General features: G+C 72.8%; 11 protein-coding genes and 1 riboswitch. Of the genes, 7 read left to right on the top strand and 4 right to left on the bottom strand.

The genetic code is table 11. From position 1 onward, the window contains the following. Window positions 1–2 precede the first annotated feature (2 nt). Window positions 3–1,511 carry a tripartite tricarboxylate transporter permease gene (locus BLS99_RS22280; protein WP_091053935.1) on the top strand — a complete coding sequence of 503 codons (1,509 nt, stop codon included), beginning with the start codon at window positions 3–5 and terminating at the stop codon, window positions 1,509–1,511. 65 nt (window positions 1,512–1,576) lie between these two features. Here BLS99_RS22280 and BLS99_RS22275 read toward each other — a convergent pair whose 3' ends face one another. Further along, window positions 1,577–2,734, bottom strand: coding sequence for a DUF418 domain-containing protein (locus BLS99_RS22275; RefSeq protein ID WP_091053934.1), 1,158 nt, complete (start codon window positions 2,732–2,734; stop codon window positions 1,577–1,579). A gap of 112 nt (window positions 2,735–2,846) precedes the next feature. Further along, window positions 2,847–3,590 (bottom strand): DUF2306 domain-containing protein, encoded by a 744-nt coding sequence (locus BLS99_RS22270; protein ID WP_245712373.1) that lies wholly within the window; start codon window positions 3,588–3,590, stop codon window positions 2,847–2,849. Window positions 3,591–3,738: 148 nt separating this feature from the next. Here BLS99_RS22270 and BLS99_RS22265 point away from each other — a divergent pair, with 148 nt between their 5' ends. After that, the gene (locus BLS99_RS22265; protein WP_176953482.1) at window positions 3,739–4,440 is read left to right on the top strand and encodes a TetR/AcrR family transcriptional regulator; all 702 of its coding nucleotides are present in this window, start codon (window positions 3,739–3,741) and stop codon (window positions 4,438–4,440) included. Window positions 4,441–4,505: 65 nt separating this feature from the next. Here the strand turns inward: BLS99_RS22265 and BLS99_RS22260 are convergent, their stop codons facing one another. Further along, window positions 4,506–5,897, bottom strand: a complete 1,392-nt coding sequence (locus BLS99_RS22260; protein WP_091053932.1) for a dicarboxylate/amino acid:cation symporter — start codon at window positions 5,895–5,897, stop codon at window positions 4,506–4,508. Window positions 5,898–6,242: 345 nt separating this feature from the next. Between BLS99_RS22260 and BLS99_RS22255 the strand changes: the two genes are divergently transcribed. The 3 genes from BLS99_RS22255 to BLS99_RS22245 all read left to right on the top strand — a co-directional run bounded on the left by BLS99_RS22255 (window position 6,243) and on the right by BLS99_RS22245 (window position 9,763). Further along, complete coding sequence (locus BLS99_RS22255; RefSeq protein ID WP_245712372.1) at window positions 6,243–6,695, top strand: fluoride efflux transporter FluC; 453 nt, start codon at window positions 6,243–6,245, stop codon at window positions 6,693–6,695. Further along, the gene (locus BLS99_RS22250) at window positions 6,692–7,054 is read left to right on the top strand and encodes a fluoride efflux transporter FluC (protein ID WP_091053930.1); all 363 of its coding nucleotides are present in this window, start codon (window positions 6,692–6,694) and stop codon (window positions 7,052–7,054) included. Before BLS99_RS22255 ends, BLS99_RS22250 begins: the two co-directional genes overlap by 4 nt. A gap of 201 nt (window positions 7,055–7,255) precedes the next feature. Further along, a complete protein-coding gene (locus BLS99_RS22245; RefSeq protein ID WP_091053929.1) occupies window positions 7,256–9,763 on the top strand; it encodes a S8 family serine peptidase in 2,508 nt (835 codons plus the stop codon). Between the two features lie 276 nt (window positions 9,764–10,039). Here the strand turns inward: BLS99_RS22245 and BLS99_RS22240 are convergent, their stop codons facing one another. Next, on the bottom strand, window positions 10,040–10,774 hold the full coding sequence (locus BLS99_RS22240; protein ID WP_091053928.1) for an SDR family NAD(P)-dependent oxidoreductase: 735 nt from the start codon (window positions 10,772–10,774) through the stop codon (window positions 10,040–10,042). Window positions 10,775–10,902: 128 nt separating this feature from the next. Further along, window positions 10,903–11,111, top strand: a riboswitch (cobalamin riboswitch). A gap of 41 nt (window positions 11,112–11,152) precedes the next feature. On the opposite strand from BLS99_RS22240, the gene metE reads away from it, so the two are divergent. Next, window positions 11,153–13,387, top strand: coding sequence for a 5-methyltetrahydropteroyltriglutamate--homocysteine S-methyltransferase (metE, locus tag BLS99_RS22235; protein ID WP_091053927.1), 2,235 nt, complete (start codon window positions 11,153–11,155; stop codon window positions 13,385–13,387). A gap of 156 nt (window positions 13,388–13,543) precedes the next feature. Next, window positions 13,544–14,668 (top strand): alanine racemase, encoded by a 1,125-nt coding sequence (gene alr, locus BLS99_RS22230; RefSeq protein WP_091054091.1) that lies wholly within the window; start codon window positions 13,544–13,546, stop codon window positions 14,666–14,668.

Genomic DNA, 14,668 nt, shown 5'->3' with positions numbered 1-14,668 from the left:
GGATGGACAACCTCAACTCCCTCCTCGACGGCTTCGCCGCGATCCTCACCCCCGGGAACCTGCTCATCGCGCTCCTGGGCGTCACCATCGGCACCGCCGTGGGGATGCTCCCGGGCCTGGGCACGGCGATGGCGATCGCGCTGCTGCTGCCGATCACGTACGGGATGGAGCCGACCCAGGCGTTCATCATGTTCGGCGGGATCTTCTACGGCGGCATGTACGGCGGCTCGACCACGGCGATCCTGCTGAACACGCCGGGCCAGTCGTCGTCGGTGGTGACGGTCCTCGAAGGGTTCAAGATGGCCCGCAACGGGCGCGGCGGCCAGGCCCTCGCGACCGCGGCCATCGGCTCCTTCGTGGCCGGGACGATCGCGACGATCGCGCTCGTGTTCGTCACCCCGATCACCGTGGAGTTCGCGATCGGCCTCGGCGCGCCCGAGTACCTCGCGATCATGGTGCTCGCGCTGGTGGCGACCGCGTCGGTGCTCGGCTCCTCGCGCATCCGCGGATTCGCCTCGCTCCTGGTGGGCCTGGTGATCGGGACGATCGGGATCGACGCGGTGACCGGCCAGCAGCGGCTCACGTACGGGGTGCCGGAGCTGGCCAACGGGATCGACATCGTCGTGGTCGCGGTCGGCGCGTTCGCCGTGGGCGAGGCGCTGTGGACCGCGGCGCGGCGCCGCAGCGGCAGGGACGAGATCATCCCGGTAGGCCGGGTGTGGATGGGGCGCAGCGACTGGCGCCGCTCGTGGGGCCCGTGGCTGCGCGGCTCGGCGCTGGGCTTCCCGTTCGGGGCGGTCCCGGCCGGGGGCGCGGAGGTGCCGACGTTCCTGTCGTACGTGACCGAGCGGCGGCTCTCGAAGCACAAGGGCGAGTTCGGGAACGGCGCGATCGAGGGCGTCGCGGGCCCGGAGGCGGCGAACAACGCCTCCGCGGCGGGCACGCTGGTGCCGATGCTCGCACTCGGCCTGCCGTGCAACGCGACCGCGGCGGTCATGCTGGCGGCGTTCCAGACCTACGGGATCCAGCCGGGCCCGCTCCTGTTCGAGAAGGAGTCGGCGCTGGTGTGGACGCTCATCGCGGGCCTGTTCGTGGGCAACGCGATGCTGCTGGTGCTCAACATGCCGCTCATCCCGGTGTGGGTGAAGCTGCTGCGGATCCCGAAGCCGTACCTGTTCGCGGGGATCCTGTTCTTCGCGTCGATGGGCGCGTACGCGACGAGCGGCCAGTCGTTCGAGCTGTTCGTGCTGCTCGCGCTGGGCCTGATCGGACTCGCGATGCGGCGCTTCGGGATCCCGATGCTGCCGATGATCGTGGGCGTGATCCTCGGCCCGATGGCCGAGCGGCAGGCGCGCATGGCGCTCCAGCTCTCGGGCGGCGAGGCGTCGGGCCTGCTCGGCGGGCCGGTCGCGTGGACCGTGTACGGCGTCATCCTGGTGATCGCCCTGTGGCCCTTGGCGTCGCTGCTGCGCCGCCGCATGACCCGCGACCGCGAGGCGGTCGCGACCTGACCCGACCGGGTGAGGCGAGGTGCGGGCCGATCTCGAACCGGCCCGCACCTCTTTGCTGTCGCGCCTCAGCGCAGGACGGCCTTCTGGAGCGCTTCGGCCGGGCCGTTCGCGAAGCGGCGCAGCCACAGCCGGGACCCGGCGAGCAGGACGACGCTGATGCCGAGCCAGAGCGCGGGTGCGAACCACGCCTCCGTCCCGAACCGGGCGGCGAGCCCGAGTCCCCAGCCGTAGCAGGCGATCGAGGCGAGCAGGTTCTGGAGGATGTAGCCGCTGAGCGCGGTGCGCCCGAGCGATTCGATTGCGGCCGTGACGGGTCCGCGGCGCACGTGCTCGACGAGGAACCCGGTCAGGCCGATGTAGCCGAGCATGACGACCGGCGCGACGGCGTACCGCTCCAGGTACACGAAGTCGTCGGGCGCGAACATGACGGCGATGTTGAGCGGCAGGCCGACGCCCAGGCCCCAGGCCGTCAAGCGGGCCCGGATGCGCCGGCCCGCGTCGTCGGCGCCGAACGCCCCGGCGCGGAACAGCCTGACGCCCAGCAGGAACAGGAACACCAGGAGCGGGAAGGTGATGATCGGCTCGATGCGGAAGACGAGCGCGTGGTCGAGGCGGAACCGCACCTGGTCGAGCCAGGAGCCGTCGGCGTAGAGCGCGGCGACCTCGGCGTCGCGCGACGGGTCGTTGCCGGGGCCGGTGACCTGGGCCGCAGTGAGGAGCGCGACCACCGTCAGGTGCAGGCCGAGCGCGGTCCACATGACGGCCCGCTGGGCGCGGGCGGAGCGCTTGAGGAGCCAGGCGACGGTGATCGCGGTGACGGCGTAGCCCATGAGGACGTCCCACGCGAACAGCAGGACGAAGTGGACGGTGCCTTCGGCGAACAGGAACAGGGCCCGCCAGTGGTAGCGGCCCGGCCAGCGCCGGCCCTTCTTCTCGGCGGAGGCGAACTGGATGGCGAGGCCGACGCCGAAGAGCACGGTGAGCATCGACAGGAACTTGCCGTTGGCGAGGAGTTCGAAGACGGCGCCGAGGGGGCCCTCACCGGTGATGCCGTAGCCGAGGAGCGGGCCGGCCTCGCCGTGGGCGCCGGCGAAGAGCCAGACGTTGGTGCCGAGCGTGCCGAGGATCGCGACGCCGCGGAGGACGTCGAGGAGCGGCAGCCGCTTCGCCGCGGCGGGCGCGGCCCCGGCGGCGGCCGGCGCGGTGGCGGTGGTGGTGTCCATGCCTCCAGCATCGCGTCCCGGAGGCCGCGGCGAATCCTTCCGCGGCATGGACTTCGGGGGTGCGGCGGGGCGACCGGGGGTGGAGCCCCGGCCGCCCCGAAGGTGGCACGTCCTAGGCGTTCACTGCGACTTTGGTGGCAGGGCGCTTGCCGCGGCGGTGCTTGGGCCTGCGGTCGAGCCACCACTGGGCGATCATGAGGTTGACGACCCAGGAGAGCCAGATGGAGGCGACGGCGACGTCCTGGATGAGCGCGTCGGTGTCCCCGTCGTAGTAGGTGTCCTCGAACGGGAGCAGGATGAGGATGAGCAGGACGATCCACACGCGGTTGACCACGATGGACCAGCAGAGGGCGAAGCTGCGGATCATCCAGCGCCGGTGGGCGCCGAAGTCGCGGCGGCGGGCGGCGAGGAACCCGGCGAAGGTCGTGCCGAACCACAGCAGGGAGAGCAGGACGTTGCCGACCTTGCCGTCGTTGCCCACGGTGGACATGAGGGAGACGGTGAGCGCGAAGATCCCCGAGGGCACGACGCCGGCGAAGACGTAGAGGCGCCCGGAGACGCGGTGGACCCGGGGGTGCTCGGTGCGCAGCCAGGTCCAGACCTGCATGGAGCAGGTGATGAGGGCGATCGAGCCGAACAGGATGTGGCCCGAGAGCATCAGGTAGTGGGTCTCGGGGAACGCGTCCTGGAGTTCGACGAGCGAGTCGCCGGTGTCGAAGGTGAGGTAGAAGGGCAGCCGCGCGGCGACGAACAGGCCGGCGACGGCGAAGAGCGGGACGATCCAGGGGCGCCGGTACCACTTGGGCTTCTCGCGGCCGGGCGGGCGTTCGTCGGTCTGAGGGAGGGTCTGGGTCACGGGTCTCTCCGATCGAGGTGGGGTCCGATCGATGCGTATGAGATACGCTATTAAGCGTACATCATACGCACGCTTGGCGGGTGCACGCGAGACCGGCACGGGCCCTAGGCTTGCGACGCGCGGAACCGGAGCTGAGGGGGTGCTTCTGTTGGGACAGGGCGATTACGAGCTGCTGTGGGGCGACCGCACGCCCGACGGCCGACCCCGCCCCGGGCGCGGACGCCCCTCCGGACTCACCCGCGAGCGCATCGTCGCCGAAGCCGTCGCCATCGCCGATGCCGAAGGGCTCCAGAAGGTCTCGATGAAGCACCTCGCCGACCGCCTCGGCTCCGGCGTCATGTCCCTCTACCGGCACGTGCCCGGCAAGGACGAACTCGTCGTCCTCATGTACGACTCCCTCATGGCCGGCCCGATCACCGTCCCCGAGGCCGACCACTGGCGCGACGTCCTCCTCGGCTGGGGCCGGTCCGTGCGCGGCCTCTTCCACGACCACCCCTGGGCCCTCCCCGTCGCCACCGGCGAACGGCCCATGGGCCCCCACGAGGCCGGCTGGGTCGACCAGGTCCTCGGCCGCCTCGACGCCGTCGGCATGCCCCCCGCCACCGGACTCGTCGCCGTCCTCACCGTCGACTGCTTCGCCCTCGGCGCCGTCCGCCCCGAGATCGGCGCCACCGGCGAGACCGCCGCCGACTTCTTCCGCTTCCTCGCCGACCCCGCCAACACCGGCCGCTTCCCCCACCTCGCCCGCGTCGCCGCCGACATCGCCCCCGACGACCCCGTCGAGGACCACTTCGAGTTCGGCCTCCACCGCGTCCTCGACGGCCTCCAGCTCTACCTCGACCGGCAGTGACGGGAACGGGGGACCGGCCCTGACGGACCGGCCCCCCGCTACTCAGGAGAGAACAAAGCCTCGGATCACGCCGGCGCCAGCGCCGGATCGCCCTTGCGCGGCGACCCGCCCTCGTCAGAGGACGCCGGCTCGGCGCCCCCGCCGAACGCGGACTCCTCGTCCAGCGGCTGCGGCGCCGCGTCGTACACCTCGCGGTCGAGCAGTTGCTCCGACCGCGCCACGATCACCGGCACCACCATCTGGCCGGCCACGTTCGTCGCCGTCCGGATCATGTCCATGATCGGGTCGATCGCCAGCAGCAGGCCCACGCCCTCCAGCGGCAGGCCCAGCGTCGACAGGGTCAGCGTCAGCATCACCGTCGCGCCCGTCAGGCCCGCCGTCGCCGCCGAGCCGATCACCGACACGAACGCGATGAGCAGGTAGTCCTGGATCCCCAGGCTCACGCCGTACACCTGCGCCACGAAGATCGCGGCGATCGCCGGGTAGATCGCGGCGCAGCCGTCCATCTTCGTCGTCGCCCCGAACGGCGACGCGAACGACGCGTAGTCGCGGTCCACGCCGAGGCGGTCGGTCACCGTCTTCTGCGCCAGCGGCAGCGTCCCCACCGACGAGCGCGACACGAACGCGAACTGGATCGCCGGCCAGGTCTTGCGGTAGAACTGCACCGGTGAGACCTTCCCGAACACGCGCAGCAGCACCGGGTACACGATGAGCAGCACGATCAGCGCGCCCGCGTAGATGTCGATGCTGAACACCGCCAGCGGCTCCAGCAGGTCCCACCCGTACGCGTACACCGACTTGCCGATCAGCGCCGCGGTGCCGATGGGCGCCAGGCGGATCACCCACCACAGGGCCTTCTGGATCAGCGCCAGCGCCGAGGCGTTGAACTTCAGGAACGGCTCGGCCTTGTCGCCGATCTTCGCCGCCGCCGCGCCCGCGACGATCGCCACGAACACGATCTGGAGCACGTTCACGTTCACGAACGCGTCGACGATGTTCGTCGGGACGATCCCGGTCAGGAAGTCGGTCCACGACCCCTGCGTCTCCGGCGCGGCCGCCGCACCCGACAGCTCGATCCCCGCACCCGGGTTCGTCGTCAGGCCGATCGCCAGGCCGATGACCACGGCGATCAGGGAGGTGATCGCGAACCAGCCGAGGGTCTTGGCGACCAGGCGGCCCGCGTTCGCGAGATTGCGCAGGTTCGCGATCGACGCCACGATCGCGGTGAACACCAGGAACGGGACGATCAGGAACAGGAGCTGCACGAACAGCGTCCCGACCGTCTCCAGCGTGGTGCCGAGCCACGCGACGGACCACTCGCGGGCCACGTACCCGAGGGCGAGACCGAGCACGAGACCGATGAGCAGTTGCGCGGCGAACGGGATGCGTCTGCGCCGCTTGGGCTTCGAAGTTTCCGAGACGGCCGGGTCGGCCGTGCTGTCGGGAGCACTTGACATGTGGACCTCTGGTGAAGGCAGGCGCCGCACGGCTGGGCGCGCAGCGGCGCGCCGTGTCAGCGACAGGGATGCGGGTCGGGCTCGGACCCAGCGGGGAAGATGAGAACGTCGGCGAGCCGGCCGGTGGGATCGGCGGTACTAACGACAGAGCACGGTCGACACGCGGCAGAAGTCGAGATGACGCCTGCGTGTCAGGAACTGGTTAGTGACGGTGTACCTCATCACCGTCAACGGTAGCGTCATTCGCATTTCGGGCGCAAGACCCGGTGAGGGATCGCATACGGACCGCCCCGCCGGAATAAACCCGGCGGGCACCGGCCCGCGGACCGGGCCTACATTCACTGCGTGCCCGCAACTCCCCGACCACCGGACCCGCGCCCGCCCCTGCGCGACGCGCTCGGCGCCGTCCCGGTCACCGTGCTCGCCGCCGTCTCCCTCGGCGGCGTCATCGGCTCCCTCGCCAGGTACGGACTCCTGCTGCTCCTCCCGCCCGAACCCGGGCGCTTCGACACCGCCACGTTCCTCGCCAACACCATCGGCGGGCTCCTCATCGGCGCCGTCATGGTCACCGCCACCGAGATCGCCCCCGGGCGGCGCCACCTCCGGCCGTTCCTCGGCGTCGGCGTCCTCGGCGGCTTCACCACCTTCTCCACCTACATCGTCGGCATCGGCCGCGCCGCCGCCGCGGACGCCGTGCTCCTCGCCGCCGTCTACGCCGCGACCACCCTCGCCGCCGCGCTGGCCGCGGCGGCGCTCGGCGCCTGGGCCACCCGCGCGATCGGGAGGCGCCTGCGGTGACGGTCCTCCTCGTCGCGCTCGGCGCCGCCGTCGGCGCGCCCGCCCGGTTCCTCACCGACATCGTCGCCGCCCACTACCTCGGACGCGCCATGCCCTGGGGCACCCTCGCCGTGAACACCGCCGGCTCCGGCCTCGCCGCGTTCCTCGCCGTCGCCGCCACCGGACCCGCCTGGACCGCGCTCCTCGCGATCGGCTTCTGCGGCGCGCTCACCACGTACTCCACGCTGTCGTGGGAGACCCTGCAACTCGCCCAGACCGGCCGGGTGCTCCGCGCCGCCGCCAACATCGCCCTCAACCTCGGCTGCGGCCTCGGCGCCGGACTCGCGGGCGCGGGACTGGCGCACCTGCTCGGATTCTGACGCGGACCGTCGGGGGACGCGGCGACCGTCCCGACCGCCTTCTTGAACGCCGCCGAGGGCCGACACGCGTTCGCGCCGCGCGGCAAATCCACGGTTCGGCGCGCCCCATGCCCCACGATCGAAGGTCCTGCCACATCTGCCCGCCGGGGGTTCCCGGGCGCCTCCGCGAACCCCCGGCGGGCGCGAGACGAAGGGACCCCTATGCCGGGCCTCCGCACGCTCCGACCCCTCCCGCCCGCCTGGCGGCGGCCCCTCGCCGCCGCGGTCGCACTGCCGCTCCTCGCGCTCGCCGCGCCTGCGGCGCAAGCGGAACCGGAGGACGGGCCCGCGCAGGTGTGGCTCGTCGAGTTCGCCGAAGGCGCCGACGCGTCGGCGCTCGGCGAGGCCCGCGACCTCGACTTCGAGGTGCGGCACGACTTCGAGCGGATCTGGAACGGCGTCTCGGTCGAGGCCGACCCCGCCACCGCGCGGCGCCTCGGGCAGCTCGGACTCGTCGAGCGCGTCTGGTCCGACGTCGTGTTCACCGGCCCCGCCCGCTTCGAGCAGATCACCGAATCCGCCGCCGTCCCCGAACTGGCGCAGGCGATCCAGACCACCCGCGCCGACATAGCCCACGAGCGGGGGATCACCGGCGAGGGCGTCAAGGTCGGCGTCATCGACACCGGCATCGACTACACCCACCCCGACCTCGGCGGCTGCTTCGGCCCCGGCTGCCGGGTCGCGTACGGCACCGACTTCGTCGGCGACGAGTTCGACTCCGACGACCCCGAGCTGAGCGAGCCCGACCCCGACGACGACCCCGCCGACTGCGGCGGCCACGGCACCCACGTCGCCGGGATCGTCGGCGCCGACGGCGAGGTCACCGGGGTCGCGCCCGACGTCGAGTTCGGCGCGTACAAGGTCTTCGGCTGCGAGGGCTCCACCAGCGCCGAGGTCATCATGCAGGCGCTGGAGACCGCGCTCGAGGACGGCATGGACGTCGTCAACCTCTCGCTCGGCCAGTCGTACCAGTGGCCCGGCTACCCGACCGCGAAGGCCGCCGACCGGCTCACCGAGGAGGGCGTCGCGGTCGTCGCCTCCATGGGCAACGACGGCGAGACCGGGGTCTACTCCGGTTCGGCGCCCGGCGTCGGCGAGGACGTGATCGCCGTGGCCTCCACCGACAACCCGGCCCAGCGCATGGACGCCGCATACGTGCCCGCGCTCGACCGCCGCATCGGCTACCGCACCATCGAGGAGTCCCCCGAGCCCGAGACCGGCACCGCGACGGCGCCGCTCGCCTGGCTCGGGCGCGCGTGCGCCGACGACGCCTCCGAATCCGACGTCGACGGGAAGACCGCCCTCATCGTGCGCGGCACCTGCACGTTCAAGGAGAAGTACGAGCGGGCCGTCGCCGAGGGCGCGACGGGCGTCGTCGTCTACAACGACCGGCCCGGCCCCTTCGGCGGCGGCGGCATCGAGGACCTCGGGGTCCCGATCATCGCCGTCACCGACACCGACGGGACGGACCTCCGCGACCTCGCCGCGATCGGCGAGGCCCCGGTGCTCGAGTTCGCGGGCGAGACGGTCCTCGTCGAACTGCCCCGCGGCGGCCTCGCCTCCAGCTTCACCGCCTACGGCCCGGCCCCCGACCTCGCCTTCAAGCCCGACGTGGCCGCCCCGGGCGGCGGCATCTGGTCCACGGTCCCCGTCGCCGACGGCTCGTACGAGGCGCTCTCGGGCACCTCGATGTCCTCCCCGCACGTGGCCGGCGCCGCCGCGCTCCTCCTCGACGCCGAACCGCGCCTGGAGCCCCGCGACCTCCGCACCCGCCTCGCGAACTCGGCCAAGCCGGTCCCGTGGGGCGACAACCCGGACCTCGGCGAACTCGAAGCGGCCCACCGGCAGGGGACCGGCGTCATCGACATCGTCGACGCCCTCGACGCCGAGGCGTGCCTGTACCCCGCGGGCGTCAACGTCGGCGACGGCACCGGGCCCCGCACCTTCGAGCTGACCCTGACCTCGCGCGACCGGACCGCCCGGGACTACACGCTGACCCACCGGTCCACGATCGCCACCACCGGCGACGACCGCGACCCGGGCTTCAGCGCCGCCGAACCCGAGGTGACCTTCGCACCCCAGGAGCTCCGACTGCACCCGGGCCAGTCCGCCACCGTCGAGGTCACGGTCGAACCCGGCGCGGACCTGCCCATCGGCAGCGTCTTCGGCGGCCGCATCACCGCCCGCCCCGAAGGCGGCGGCGAGTCCTTGACGGCCGCCTACTCGGGCTACCAGGGCGACTACCTGTCGATCCCGGTCCTCGAACACCCCGAGTTCCCGCGCCTGGCGGCGATCGTCGCCCAGGACCCGGACACCCATGAGTTCGAGTACCGCGACCTGGTCGACGGCGAGACCTTCAGCCTCGCCGAGGGCCCCGACCTGGCGGCCCTGGTCTACCTGGGCCACCAGCCGGCCGCCCTGGAGGTCTCGGCGGCGAACGCCGACACCGACGAGACCGTCGAATGGGACCCCGAGTCGTTCCTCCCCCGCTCCCCCGGGCCCGACGACACCATGGGGATCCACCTCGAGGACCTGGTCGAACAACGGCCCAGCGCACTCGAACCCGGGCGCTGGACCCTCACGGTGAAGGTCCTCAAGGCCCTGGGCGACCCGGAGGACCCGGACCACTGGGAGGAGTGGACCTCCCCGGTCTTCACCCTGGCCGAGTAGGGCGGGAAGTGGTGTTCGTGCGGGCGGTCGGCCTCGTCAGGCCGACCGCCCGCGGTGCTCCGCGCGGAGCAGGTGTATCGGCGGGGACCCGAGCGCGGATGGCTTCCGCGCCGTTCGGGCCTCGGTATGGAGCGACGTTTCGCGAATCCCCTTGTGTCGCCGCCATCCCGCCGACAGCGGATGACGTTTTTGCTATCCACTACAACAGGTGGGGCGGGGCGGTGGCGAACACGAAGAACGTACTTGTGGATAACTCTGCGGCGTCGCTGGTCAGGGCTACTGGCGGCGGTGGACCAGTTGGGCTCCGGCCTGGTCCCTCGGGGTGATGGTGATCTGGTCGATGTTGACGTGCGCGGGCCGGGTGGCGACCCAGGCGATCGTGTCGGCGATGTCGTCGGCGACGAGCGGGGTCATCCCTGCGTACACGGCGTCGGCCCGGTCCTGGTCGCCCTCGAAGCGGACCAGGCTGAACTCGGTCTCGACCATGCCCGGGTCGATCTCGCACACCCGCACCGGCTCGCCGAGCAGCTCCATCCGCAGCACCCGCGTGATCGCCGCTTCGGCGTGCTTCGCCGCGTTGTAGCCGCCCCCGCCCGGGTACGGCTGGTGGCCCGCGATCGAGCCGACCACCACGACCTGGCCGTCGCCGGACTCGATGAGCTTCGGCAGGAGCGCCTTGGTGATCCGGGCCGTGCCGAGGACGTTCACGTCGTACATCCGCTGCCATGCGTCGAGGTCCGCGCCCGCGATCGAGTCGAGGCCGAACGCCCCTCCCGCGTTGTTGACGATGAGGTCGCATCGGTCGATCTGCTCGACGAAGGCGGCCACCGAGCTCTCGTCGGTGACGTCGAGGGGGAGCGCCCTGCCGCCGCACTCGGCCGCGACCTCCGCGAGCCGGTCGGCCCGGCGGGCGCCCAGGACCACGTCGAAGCCGGCCTTGGCGAGCGCCCGCGCGGTGGCCGCGCCGATGCCGCTGCTCGCTCCCGTGACGACTGCGGTCTTCCTGCTCATCGAATCCTCCTCGAACGCGTCCCGGGCCGCGGTCCCGGCCCGGGACGGACCCTACCCGCCGCTCCTCCGGGGCCGGCGCCGGTTCTCACACTCTGGCCGAGGCGCCCGGGCCGCCCCGGCGCGCCCGTACCATCGCATTCGACGCTGGTTCCGCGGCGTGGGTTTCGCCGCGGCCAAGAGGGAATCTGGTGCGAATCCAGGACTGCCCCGCAGCGGTGAGGGGGAACGGAACCCGCCATGAGCACTGGGCCCGCGAGGGTCTGGGAAGCGGCGGGGAGTAGGTGCCGGCGACGGCGCGCCCCCGAGTCCGAATACCTGCCCGCGTCCCGCGCGCGAGCGCGCGCGGCCCCGCTGTCGCATGTTCGAGGGAACTGACACATGACGAACAACCGCATCGCCGTGCGCTCCACGGCGCTGGGATATCCGCGCATCGGATCCGACCGCGAGCTCAAGCGCGCGCTCGAGGCCCACTGGTCCGGGCGGCTCGACGCCGAAGGGCTGGAACGGGCCGCCGCCGCGGTCCGGGCCGAGATGCTCGACGACCTGTCCGTGCTCGACTCGGTGCCGACCGGCGTCTTCTCCTACTACGACCACGTGCTCGACACCGCGTTCGCGGTGGACGCCGTCGCGCCCCGGCACCGGCGCGGCGACGCGCTCGCCTCGTACTTCGCCGCCGCGCGCGGTGACGCCGAGGCGGCGCCGCTGGAGATGACCAAGTGGTTCGACACGAACTACCACTACCTCGTGCCCGAGATCGGGCCGTCGACCGCGTTCGCGGCCCGGCCCGAGAAGGCCGTCGCCGAGTTCCTGGAGGCGCGCGAGCGCGGCCTGGACGCCCGGCCCGTGCTCGTCGGCCCCGTCTCGTTCCTCCTGCTCGCGAAGCCCGAGGACGGCGCGCCCGAGGGCTTCCGGCCGCTCGACCGGATCGACGACCTGGTGGAGGTCTACGCCGAGATCCTGGCCGCGCTCGGCCGCGCCGGGGCCGGGCTGGTCCAGCTGGACGAGCCCGCGCTGGCCGCGGACCGGTCCGCGGAGGAGCTGGCGGTCGTGGCCGCGGCGTACCGGCGGCTGGTCGGGGTCGCGGAGATCCTGGTCGCCGGCGGCTACGGGCCGTTCGGCGAGTCCCTGCCGGTGCTCCTCGACGCCGGGGTGGAGGGCATCGCCCTCGACCTGGTGCGCGGCCGGTCGGACCTCGAAGCACTTGAGGCCCTGAATGTTTCACGTGAAACATTCGTCCTCGCCGGAGTGGTCGACGGGCGCAACATCTGGCGCACTGACCTGCACGAGGCCGCCCGGCTCATCGAGCGGGTTCGGGCTGTGAGCGACCGGGTCGAGGTCTCCTCTTCTTCTTCGCTCCTGCATGTCCCTGTGGACCTGTCGTCCGAGACGGCGCTCGAACCTGAGCTGCTCGCGCGGCTGTCATTCGCGCGGCAGAAGCTCGCCGAGATCACCGCGCTCGCGGACCCGGACGGCCCGCGCGCCTCCCGTCAGGCGACACCCGATGCCTGGCGCGACGACGCCGTTCGCGAGCGCCTCGCCGCGCTCGGCGCCGACGCCGACCGGCGCACGCCCTACGCCGACCGCCGCGCCGCCCAGGCCGAACGCGTGCCGCTGCCGCCCCTGCCGACCACCACGATCGGCTCGTTCCCGCAGACCGCCGAGCTGCGCAAGGCCCGCGCCGCCCACCGGCAGGGCCTCATGATCGACGCCGACTACCACGCCCGCATGAAGGCCGAGGTCGCCGCCGTCATCGCCGAGCAGGAGAAGCTCGGCCTCGACGTCCTCGTCCACGGCGAACCCGAGCGCAACGACATGGTCCAGTACTTCGCCGAGCAGCTCACCGGGTTCGCCACGACCGCCGCCGGGTGGGTCCAGTCCTACGGGTCGCGCTGCGTCCGCCCGCCGATCCTGTTCGGCGACGTCGCCCGGACCGCGCCCATGACCGTCCCCTGGACCTCCTACGCGCAGTCGCTCACCGACAAGCCCGTCAAGGGCATGCTCACCGGCCCGGTGACGATCCTCGCGTGGTCCTTCGTGCGCGACGACCAGCCGCTCGCCGACACCGCCGACCAGGTCGCCCTCGCCCTGCGCGACGAGGTCGCCGACCTCGAAGCGGCCGGCACCGCGATCATCCAGGTCGACGAGCCCGCGCTCCGCGAACTCCTGCCCGTCCGGGAGGCCCCGCGCGCGGCCTACCGCGAGTGGTCCACGCGCTCGTTCCGCCTCGCCACCTCCGGGGTGCGGCCGGAGACCTCGATCCACACGCACCTGTGCTACTCCGAGTTCGGGGTGGTCATCGACGCGATCGCCGCGCTCGACGCCGACGTGACCTCCATCGAGGCGTCGCGCTCGAAGATGGAGGTCGTGGCCGACCTCGGCCGCGCCGGGTACGCGAGCGGGGTCGGGCCGGGCGTGTGGGACATCCACTCCCCGCGCGTGCCCGGCGCCGCCGAGATGGCCGCCGCGCTGCGGCTCGCCGTCGCCGCGCTCGGGACCGGCCGGGTCTGGGCCAACCCCGACTGCGGGCTGAAGACCCGCCGCTACGAGGAGGTCGTGCCCGCGCTCGAAGGGCTCGTGGAGGCCGCGCGCACCGTGCGCGCCGAGGCCGCCTAGACCCGCCGCAGGCGCCCGGCCGCGCGTCCCGTTTCGCCCGGGATGCGCGGTCCGGCCGCCGCGGGTGCGTTGCGGCGGCGCGCATCCGGAGCCACGTACTCTTGAGCCGTGGCGATGGACAACTACCGCATCCTGACCGAACCGGTGAACGGCGGCATGTCCGGACTGGCGAAGGCCAGCGCGGACTGGCGGCGGCTCGCGCACAACGTCGAGGCGCTGGCGCGCGTCGCAGGGGTCCCGATGATGGCGATGGTGAAGGCCGACGCGTACGGGCACGGCATGGTCCCGGCGGCGCGCGTCGCCGTCGAGGCCGGGGCCGACCGGCTGGGCGTGGTGACGCTCCGGGAGGCGTGGCAGCTGCGGCATGCGGCGGGCCTGGAGCAGGCGCCGGTGATGGCGTTCTTCTTCGCGCCGGACCAGCCGGGGCTCGCGGAGGCCGTGGCCGCCGGGATCGACCTGGGGGTGTCGTCGCTGGCGCAGCTGGAGGCGGCGGCCGCGGCGGGCGAGCGGGCCGGGACGCCGGCGCGCGTGCACCTGAAGGGCGACACGGGGATGTCGCGCGGCGGGGTCGCCGAGCACGAGTGGGAGCAGGCCGCGGAGGCGGCGGCGAAGTTCCAGGCGGCGGGCCTGGTGGCGGTCGCGGGGGCGTGGAGCCACCTGGCGTGCGCCGACGAGATCGGGCATCCGGCGAACGCGTCGCAGAAGGAGGCGTTCGGGCGGTACCTGGCGGCGGTGGCGGCGGCGGGGCTGGAGCCGGAGGTGCGGCACCTGGCGAACTCGGCGGCGCTGATCGCGGACCCGGAGACCCGCTTCGACATGGTGCGGCCGGGGATCGCCCTGTACGGGTACAACCCGGTGCCGCGGTTCCCGGTGGACCTGCGGCCGGTGATCGAGGTGCGGTCGCGGGTGATGAGCGTGAAGCGGCTGCCGGCGGGGTCGGGGATCTCGTACGGGCACACGCACGTGCTGGAGCGGGACACGAACGTGGCGCTGGTGCCGCTGGGGTACGCGGACGGGATTCCGCGGGCGGCCTCCAACAAGGCGGAGGTGTACCTGGCGGGCCGGCGGCGGCGGGTGATCGGGCGGATCTGCATGGACCAGTTCGTGGTGGACTGCGGCGACGACGCGGTGAAGGCGGGCGAGCCGGTGGTGCTCATCGGCGCGGGCGAGCAGCATCCGGACGCGGACGACTGGGCGGCGTGGGCGGGGACGATCCCGAACGACGTGCTGACGGGGCTGGGGGCGCGGATCCCCCGGTTGTGGAACCGGGGTCTGGAATAG

This window comes from Glycomyces sambucus (assembly GCF_900102815.1).
Classification (GTDB): Bacteria; Actinomycetota; Actinomycetes; order Mycobacteriales; family Micromonosporaceae; genus Glycomyces; species Glycomyces sambucus.
Note: the sequence above shows the minus strand (reverse complement) of the source record. Positions and strands in the feature narration are given on the sequence as shown.